This window comes from Nostoc sp. CHAB 5715, assembly GCF_020829685.1.
In the GTDB taxonomy this organism is placed as follows: domain Bacteria; phylum Cyanobacteriota; class Cyanobacteriia; order Cyanobacteriales; family Nostocaceae; genus Nostoc.
On record NZ_JAIVFR010000166.1, the window covers coordinates 1 to 9,783 of the forward strand.

The following is a 9,783-nucleotide window of genomic DNA, read 5'->3' on the forward strand; positions in this document are numbered from 1 at the left end:
GGCTATGCTGGGGTTGGTAAATCTTCTTTAGTAAAAGAGATTCACAAGCCCATTGTCAAAGAACGTGGGGTTTTTATCTCTGGCAAGTTTGATCAGTACAAACGAGATATTCCTTATTCCACCATTGTTCAAGCTTTTCAAACACTTGTTAGACAAATTTTAACGCAGCCCGAAGCTCAACTTGCCACTTGGAAAAAGCGAATACAAGCAGCATTAGGGAACAATGGTAAACTAATCACAGATGTAATTCCAGAAGTTGAATTAATCGTTGGAGAACAGCCTCCTATCCCAGAGTTGGGGCCTGCCGAATCTCAAAACCGATTCAATTTAGTGTTTCAAAATTTTATCAGCGTCTTTGCTCAAAAAGAGCATCCACTCACTGTTTTTTTAGATGATATGCAGTGGGCAGACAACGCTACTTTAAATTTAATTCAAACCATCATTACTGGGTCTAGTATCCAATATCTCTGCTTCATTTTGGCTTTTCGAGATAACGAAGTAAATGTTGTGCATCCCTTTAGTTTAATGATGGAGAAGATTTGCCAGTATGGAGCAAGAATAACTGAAATTATCCTTAACCCCTTGAATCTTGTTTATGTCAATCAGTTGATTGCTGATACCTTGCATAGTTCAGTGGAACAAGTAGAACCTCTTGCTAAATTGATTATCCAAAAAACTGACGGCAATCCTTTTTTTGTCAATGAGTTTCTGAAAACACTGCATCAAGAAAATCTGCTGAATTTTAACCCTCCGCAATCCCCTCTTGGTAAGGGGGGACAGAGGGGGGTAAAAGGGGAGTGGCAATGGAATTTAGCTCAGATTGAAGCCCAAGGTATTACAGATAATATTGTCAGTTTGATGATTGGGCGGATACAAAAACTGCCAGCCGAAACTCAACAGGTGCTTAAGTTAGCCTCCTGTATTGGTAATCGTTTTGATTTAGAAGTTTTAGCGATCGTTGGTGAACAATCTATTGAAAAAACTGCGAATGCACTTGTTGATGCAATTTTAAGAGGATTAATTATCCCCATAGAGTCAGATGAAACTGGCCAGAAAAACTATCGTTTCTATCATGACCGAGTTCAACAAGCTGCATACTCTTTAATTGCTGATGAATCAAAGTCGGTAGTTCACCTGACAATTGGACGGCTTTTGCTGAAAAATGCTAGTCCTGAACAAGTGAACGAGCAAATATTTGATTTAGTCAATCAACTCAATTTCGCTGTGGATCTAATTATTGAACAGACAGAAAAAGATGAATTGCTACGGTTGAATTTAATCGCTGCTAATAAGGCAAAAGCCTCCACAGCCTACACTCCTGCTAAAAAGTTTTTTAGCGTTGCCATGAATCTTTTAGCTGAAAATGCCTGGATTGAACAATATGAACAAACATTCACTCTATTCAGAGAACTAGCTGAGTGTGAATTCTTAACAGGGAATTTAGGACAAGCGGAAGAATTATTTGAAATACTATTCATGAAAGCAGCATCTTATGTGGATAAATCTAATATTTATATGCTGCAAATCAGACTTTACCAAGTTGCAGGTAGGTATGAAGAGGCGCTGACATTGGGATTAGAAGCTTTAAAACTTTTTGGGGTGACATTCCCTGATACAAATGAGGAAGTACAGGCTGCGATCGCAATTGAAAAAAACCAGGTATTAACCAATCTAGGTAATAGACAAGTCTCTGATTTAATTAATGCTATAGTAATCCAAGATCCAAATATTAAAACAGTCATTAGTCTGTTGACGACTTTGGGCCCACCGACTTATCTCGGTAGACCTGATCTCTTTCCCTTAGTCGTACTTAAAGCAGTTAACTACTCACTCAAGTTTGGGAATACAGAAGATTCCTGTTTTGCCTACAGCATGTATGCCATGTTGTTAGTTTCTATCTTCCATGATATTCCTACAGGGTACGCATTTTCTGAGATGACAATTCAATTAAATGAAAAGTTGCATGACTTGAAACTTAGAGGAGTTGTTCTGCACATTCATGGAAGTCATATTAACGTTTGGCGTAACCATATTGCTACCGATATTCCATTTTTAGAGCGGGGATTTATCGGCTGTGTGGAAGCGGGTGATGTGACGATAGCGAACTACAATGGTTATCAAGGCTCGTGGCAAATTATCCAGTTAGGTTTTCCACTTGCAGAAACATACAAATCTCTAGAAAAATATACTGCATTCGCCCGCCAGTCTAAACATGAGACTGTCTATCAGACAATCAAACTACAGCAGATGCTACTGATGAATCTGCGCGGACTAACTCACCAAAATCTGACTCTAAGTAATGATGAATTTGATGAATTATCCGCTTTATCTATCATTACAGATGCAGGTTTTGTTAGTGGAATTATTTTTTATCATATTATTAAATTAATTATATTTTTTAATTATGGGAAATATCCAGAAGCATTTAGTTCTGCCTTAGAATTGTCTAATTTTCCAGTTACGACACTGGCATTACCAATTGAAACAGATTACATTTTATATTACTCACTGACTCTCACGGCTCTTTATTCAACAGTATCTGATCAAGAGCAAGAACAGTTTTTACAAACCTTGAAATCCCATCAGCAGCAATTGCAATACTGGGCTAACCACTGTCCTGCTAACTTCTTACACAAGTCTCAATTAGTAGCTGCTGAAATAGCTCGCATTGAAAATCGGGACTTAGAAGCAATGCGCCTGTATGAGCAATCAATTGCTTCAGCCCGTGAGCAGGGATTTGTGCAATATGAAGCTTTGGCTAATGAGCTAGGCGCTAAGTTTTACTTAGAACGGGAGTTTGAATTAATCGCCAAAACCTACTTACAAGAAGCTAAAAATGCTTATGTACGCTGGGAGGCATCTGCAAAAGTTAAGCACCTCGAAGAATCCTATCCTCAACTATTGCCGCAACAACAGCTTGTCTCTAACGGAACGTTTTTCAGCACAGGTGAACAGCTAGATTTTTTCTCGGTTGTTAAAGCCTCTCAAACCATATCTAGTGAAATTGTCTTTTCGCGGTTGTTGAAGACTTTAATGCAGATTGTCATTGAGCAAGCAGGAGCAGAAATTGGTTATTTATTGCTTGAATACGAGCAAAATTTGGTAATAGAAGTAGAAGCTAAATTTAATCACCAAGCAGAAAAGCTCAATGTTTATCGACCTGTATTAGAGGGTGAAATTTCACAGGTTATTCCGCAATCAATGCTGAATTATGTTCAGCGAACTCAAGAAACAGTGATTTTGCAGAATGCCACTGAGCCAAATCTATTTTCAAAAGACGAGTATATAATCCAAAAGCAACCTAAATCTGTACTTTGTTTACCGATCGCGCTTCAGTCGAAATTACTTGGTATTTTATATTTAGAAAATAATCTAATCTCCAGTGCCTTTACACAAGATAAACTTTCGGTACTAGAAATATTGACAGTTCAAATTGCCATCTCTCTGGAAAATGCTCGTCTTTATCAAGGTTTAGAAGACAGCCAAGAACAACTCAATCTAGCGTTGAAATCTGCCAAAATTGGTGTTTGGAGTTGGGATATTGCCAATGATCGCTTTGACTGGGATGAGGAGATTTATAAATTATTTGGGTTAACACCTGAAACCTTTGTTGGCACTTCTGAAGCAATTTTGGCTCGTCTGCATCCAGATGATCGAGGATTGCTGGCTCAATCGTTGAGTCGAGCAATTAACGAAGGTGTAGAGCATGATTTAGAATATCGAATTATTCGAGATGACAGCAGTATTCGCTACGTAGCCTGCCGAGGAAAAGCCTTTTTCAATGAAGCAGGTAAAGCAACACACATGAGCGGTGTTGTGCTTGATATTACAGATCGCAAACAATCTGAAGCCGAACGTATCCAACTGATTCAAGAGCAAACCGCCCGACAGGAAGCAGAAGCCGATCAGCAACGGGCAACATTTTTGGCTCAAGTCAGTGCAACACTCGCCTCTTCCCTCGATTACGAAAGCACACTAGGAAGTGTGGCCAATCTGGCTGTGCCTTACTTTGCCGATTGGTGCGCCGTTGATCTGCTGCAAGACAACCAATCAATTCATCGGGTAGCAGTTGCTCACCGAGATCCAGAGAAAGTGAAACTCGGTTGGGAACTCTATCAGCGTTATCCCAGAAAGTTGGATGCACCTGAAGGCGTGGCTAAAGTACTGCGTACAGGAGTTGCAGAAATGGTAGCTGAAATTTCAGATGCAGCTTTAGCAGAAGCCATCAAAGATCCAGAACATCTCCAGATTCTGCGTGAACTTGGTTTAAAGTCATGTATAATATTACCCTTGATGGCACGCGAAAGAATTTTTGGTGCAATTTCCTTTGTGACTGCTGAATCAGAACGTCGTTACAGCACGGCCGACTTGTCACTAGCTGAAGATGTTGCCCATCGAGCTGCGATCGCCATTGATAATGCCCGCCTTTACCAAGAAGCACAGCAAGCACAAACAACAGCAGAGCGAGCATTGGAGCGCATTGCCCGTCTTCAATCCATTACAGCTGCCCTTTCAGAATCCTTGACACCAGCCCAAGTATCTGAAGTCATTGTAGAGCAAAGCATGGCTGCTTTAGGAGCCAGTTCTGCTCTTGTCGCCTTGGTGAATGAAAATAAAACTGAACTGGAAATTGTGCGTGCAGTTGGTTATAACCAAGATTTGGTAGACGCTTGGCGGCATTTTTCCATCGATTCACCCTCTCCCTTAGCAGAAGCCGTGCGGACTGGGCAACCTATTTGGGCTGAACGAGCAGAAAATCGGGTGGCTAGTTACCCGCATTTGGCAGAAATTTACGCCCAATATGACATTGATGCCTGGATTTCTATTCCATTGATGGTAGAAGGTTGGGCTGTTGGCGGTATAACTTTAGGATTTGCCCAACTTCAACTACTTAGTGGAGAAGATCAAGGGTTTATCTTGGCTGTTGCTCAACAATGCGCCCAAGCGATCGCTCGCGCCCATCTTTATGAAGCCGAACGAACGGCGCGAAACGCTGCTGAATCAGCAAACCGCATCAAAGATGAATTTCTAGCCGTCCTCTCCCATGAATTGAGAACACCGCTTAACCCAATTTTGGGTTGGACAAAACTGATGCGAACCCGCAAGCTTGATCAAGTAACAAGCGATCGCGCCCTCGAAACCATTGAGCGCAACGCCAAGTTACAAACCCAATTGATTGAAGATTTGCTTGATGTCTCCCGCATCCTTCAGGGTAAACTTAACCTCAACTTTAGCCCCATTAATTTGATATCAGTCATTGAAGCTGCGATCGAGACAGTGCGTTTATCAGCACAGGCCAAGTCTATTGAGATTCAAACAATTATTGAATCTAGTGTGGGGCCAGTTTTAGGCGATGCCAATCGATTGCAACAAGTTTTTTGGAATATCCTTTCCAATGCCATTAAGTTTACTCCCACTGGGGGAGAAGTAAAAATTAAATTAGAACAAGTCGGCTCACAGGTACAAATCTGCGTCACTGACACAGGGAAGGGGATTGCACCTGAGTTCTTACCTTATGTCTTTGATTATTTCCGTCAAGCAGATAGTGCCACAACTCGAAAATTTGGCGGTTTAGGTTTAGGATTAGCGATCGTCCGGCATCTTGTAGAACTTCACGGGGGAACTGTTCAAGCCCAAAGCCTGGGCGAAGAACAAGGAGCAACTTTCACCGTCAAAATTCCATGCTTACAGGATGAAAGCAAAGGAATCAAGGATGCAAAAGATAACTTTTCACTTGTGGAAGATCAGCCCTTACCCTTGTCTGGCTTAGATATTCTCGTAGTGGATGATGACGCAGATATGCGAGAGTTTTTGCCTTTCATGCTAGAGCAATATGGTGCAACTGTGACTGCTGTAGCCTCAGCCATTGAAGCTTTAACTGCACTGAGTCAATCCCAGCCAAATTTGCTCATTAGCGATATCGGAATGCCAGAAATGGATGGTTACATGCTGATACGACAAATAAGGAGTTTACAACCAGAGCAAGGCGGGACAATTACAGCGATCGCTTTAACTGCTTATGCTGGTGAGATAGATCATCAGCAAGCGATCGCTGCCGGATTTCAACAGCATATTTCCAAGCCTGTAGATCCAGAAGAATTGGTGAAGGCGATCGCATTATTAGACTTATTACAAAATTGAAGAAGGCAGAGGGCAGGGGGCAGGGGGAGCAGGGGGAGCAGGGGGAGCAGGGGGAGCAGGGGGAGCAGGGGGGGCGAGTATAAAAGACTCGCTCACGAGTATCAAAGACTCGCTCACGAGTATCAAAGACTTGTCCACGAGTATCAAAGACTTGTCCACGAGTATCAAAGACTCGTCCACGAGTATCAAAGACTTGTCCACGAGTATCAAAGACTCGTCCACGAGTATCAAAGACTCACTCACGAGTATCAAAGACTCGCTCACGAGTATCAAAGACTCGCTCACGAGTATCAAAGACTCGCTCACGAGTATCAAAGACTCGCCCACGAGTATAAAAGACTCGTCCACGAGTATAAAAGACTCGTCCACGAGTATAAAAGACTCATCCACGAGTAAAAAAGACTCGTCCACGAATCTTAATTTAACGTGCGCCTCCCTTGGAGACTCACGTTAAATTACACAGGACTTACGCAGCGATGATTAGTCATTGCGAGCGGAACGCAGTGTAGCGTTCGCGGAGCGTCTCGTAAGAGAAGCAATCTCGTCAAGACTGGGATTGCAACTCTAAGAGACGCACTCGCGTTCGCAACGCTTGCAATGACGAAAGTACGTTGCCTTTGCGTAAGTCCTGTTACAGTTACAAATCATTCTCCCCCCTGCCTTTTCTTTGACTTCCACCTTGCTTCCCAGATGGATTAAGGTTAAAAACCATATCTTTCGTAGGGGCACGAGCCAGCTCATACGTGTCAACTTAACGTAAAAGCCATGTCCCGCAAGGAACTAAAGTTCCTTGCTAATAGCGAAAGTCATCTAAAGATGACTAAATATAGCCAAAAATCTTTAGTCTACTTCAGTAGACTAAAGCTTGGAGCCTTGAACTTTAGTTCGAGGCGGGTGAGGAAGCTTTCAGTTAAGCTACTTTTAGCTTAAGTTGACACCAATGAGCAATGCTGTGCCCCTACAGCATGGTCTATTTACGATCGCAGGATAATTAAGAAAAGCCTGAAAACTTCCTATTTTAGGTAATGCACATCACGATGCATTTCTACAGTGCGTAAGTCCTAAATTATTGAATTTTGAATACTTCGGCTACGCCCTTCCCTGCGGGACGCTGCGCGAACGGCTACGCTCAGGACAAGCTCAGGACAAGCTCAGGACAAGTTTTGAATACTTCGGCTACGCCCTTCTCTACGAGAGGCTGCGCCAACGGCTACGCTCAGGACAAGCTCAGTACAAGTTTTGAATTCGGAGCGAAGCGACGTGACGCTAGCTAAACAAGCGATTAAACTATGGATAATATCAAGCAATTGTTGCTTTTAGCACCACTTACATAAATTTAATTGCATTGTTACATCTAAAATCTCATCCTGTTATATCAAAAACCTATTATGTCAGTGTATCAAGATTGTGGGGAGACCACCGATTTGATTATTAGTGTTCACAACCAAGAAAACCTCGAATTACAAGCAAATGCCGCTCCTGTGGGTGCTCTTGCCACAAGACAAGGAAATTTTTCTACGTTTCTTGCTCCCCTGACTCAGGATACTTTTAAGCAAGTCGTTCAGGATGTCGAGCAAAAATTACAGATTGTCCATCAAACCTTGTCAATGCTGGATTCTCAAGGATTTGAAACTCTTCTGCAAGAAATGTTGCATTCGATTACCTTAAAAACCGGAGAATTACTGGGGGCAGACCGGACGACGATATTTTTATTGGATGAAGAAAAACAAGAACTCTGGTCGATTCTGGCTGAGGGGGAGGGCGATCGCTCTTTAGAAATTCGTATCCCCGCCGATAAAGGCATTGCTGGGGAAGTCGCCACCTTCAAGCGAGTTATTAATATTCCCTTTGATTTTTATAACGATCCGCGATCGCATTTTGCCCAAGAACAAGAAAAAAGAACTGGCTACCGCACCTACACCATGCTGGCTTTGCCATTATTGAATGAACATGGACACTTGGTTGCGGTAGTGCAATTACTGAATAAATTAAAATCTGGGAATAATCCCGATGTTCCACTTGCAGAGCGCATTGATACCAAAGGTTTTATCTGTGGTGACGAACAATTATTTCAAGAATTTGCCCCTTCGATTCGCCTGATTTTAGAATCCTCGCGCTCTTTTTATGTAGCCACCCAAAAACAAAGAGCAGTGGCGGCGCTGATGAAGGCGATCAAGTCTCTATCTCAAAGCAGTCTCGACTTAGAAGATACCCTGAAGCGGGTGATGGATGAAGCCAAGGAACTGATGAATGCCGATCGCAGTACACTATGGTTAATAGACCGCGATCGCCATGAATTGTGGACGAAAATCACCCAGGATGATGGTTCAACTAAGGAGTTGCGAGTCCCCGTAGGTAAAGGCTTTGCTGGTATAGTAGCGGCTTCTGGCAAGAAATTGAATATTGCCTTTGATTTGTACGACGATCCTGACTCTGATACTGCCAAACAACTCGATCAGCAAAATGGTTATCGCACCTGTAGCTTGCTTTGTATGCCAGTATTTAACGCAAATCAACAACTGATTGGCGTTACCCAATTAGTAAATAAAAAGAAAAATGGTGATTTTCCACCTTATAATCCAGCTGATTGGCCCAAAGCTCCCGACTGCTTCCAAGCTAGCTTTGACCGCAACGATGAAGAATTCATGGAAGCTTTTAATATTCAAGCGGGAGTAGCGCTGCAAAATGCTCAGTTGTTTGCCACAGTTAAACAACAAGAACAAATGCAACGGGATATTCTGCGTAGTCTTTCCAATGGAGTAGTTTCCACTGATAAAGCTGGGTTAATTATCGCCGCCAATGAAAGTGCCAAACGTTTGCTAGGACTGGAGCCAGAAGATCGGTTAGAAGGTAAATTAGTTACTGAGGCGATCGGCATCAAAGAAGGTGACTTTAGCAAGTGGTATCAGGATGCTTTACATGCAGCCGACTTAAAAGGCCGCCAGCAATATTACCCCGATCGCACACTCCTAACTACTGGTACAGAACAGCACAGTATCAATTTATCGATTAACACAATAGCTGATGCTAGCGACCAAGAGCAAGTCCGGGGGGCGCTGGTAGTAATGGAAGATATCAGTGATGAAAAGCGGCTCAAGAGTACGATGTACCGCTACATGACCCAGGAATTAGCCGAAGAATTGCTGAAATTGGATGACGCTAAACTAGGAGGCGATCGTAAAGAAGTTTCGATTTTATTTTCGGATATTCGCGGGTATACCACTTTAACGGAAAACTTACAAGCAGAAGAAGTGGTGAGTATGCTCAATGAATATTTTGAATCAATGGTGGAGGCAGTCTTTAAACATAAAGGCACTCTTGATAAATATATCGGCGATGCCATCATGGCTGTGTTTGGTTCTCCCTTACCGTTAGAAGAACACGCTTGGATGGCAGTGCAAACATCTTTAGAAATGCGCGATCGTCTGCACGAATTTAATCAACGTCGCTATACAGATGATAAGCCCAAAATTAAAATCGGCATTGGTATCAACTCAGATACCGTAATTAGTGGGAATATCGGCTCTAGTAAGCGGATGGAATTTACCGCCATTGGCGATGGCGTTAATCTTGGCTCTCGATTAGAAAGTGTCAGTAAACAATACGGTTGCGATATTATTATTAGCGATAACACTTTTAAGC

Annotated in this window: 3 protein-coding genes; 2 read left to right on the top strand and 1 reads right to left on the bottom strand. The window is 42.5% G+C overall.

Annotated elements, in window-relative coordinates:
- A partial coding sequence (locus tag LC574_RS11425) for an AAA family ATPase (RefSeq protein ID WP_229453631.1) occupies window positions 1-6,141 on the top strand: 6,141 nt, incomplete at its 5' end.
- Here the strand turns inward: LC574_RS11425 and LC574_RS11430 are convergent.
- Window positions 6,130-6,552 (bottom strand): hypothetical protein, encoded by a 423-nt coding sequence (locus LC574_RS11430; RefSeq protein ID WP_229453632.1) that lies wholly within the window; start codon window positions 6,550-6,552, stop codon window positions 6,130-6,132. The two genes, LC574_RS11425 and LC574_RS11430, sit on opposite strands and share 12 nt — an antisense overlap.
- 977 nt (window positions 6,553-7,529) lie before the next feature.
- Between LC574_RS11430 and LC574_RS11435 the strand changes: the two genes are divergently transcribed.
- Window positions 7,530-9,783, top strand: a 2,254-nt coding sequence (locus tag LC574_RS11435; protein WP_229453633.1) for an adenylate/guanylate cyclase domain-containing protein, incomplete at its 3' end; no start/stop codon positions are given.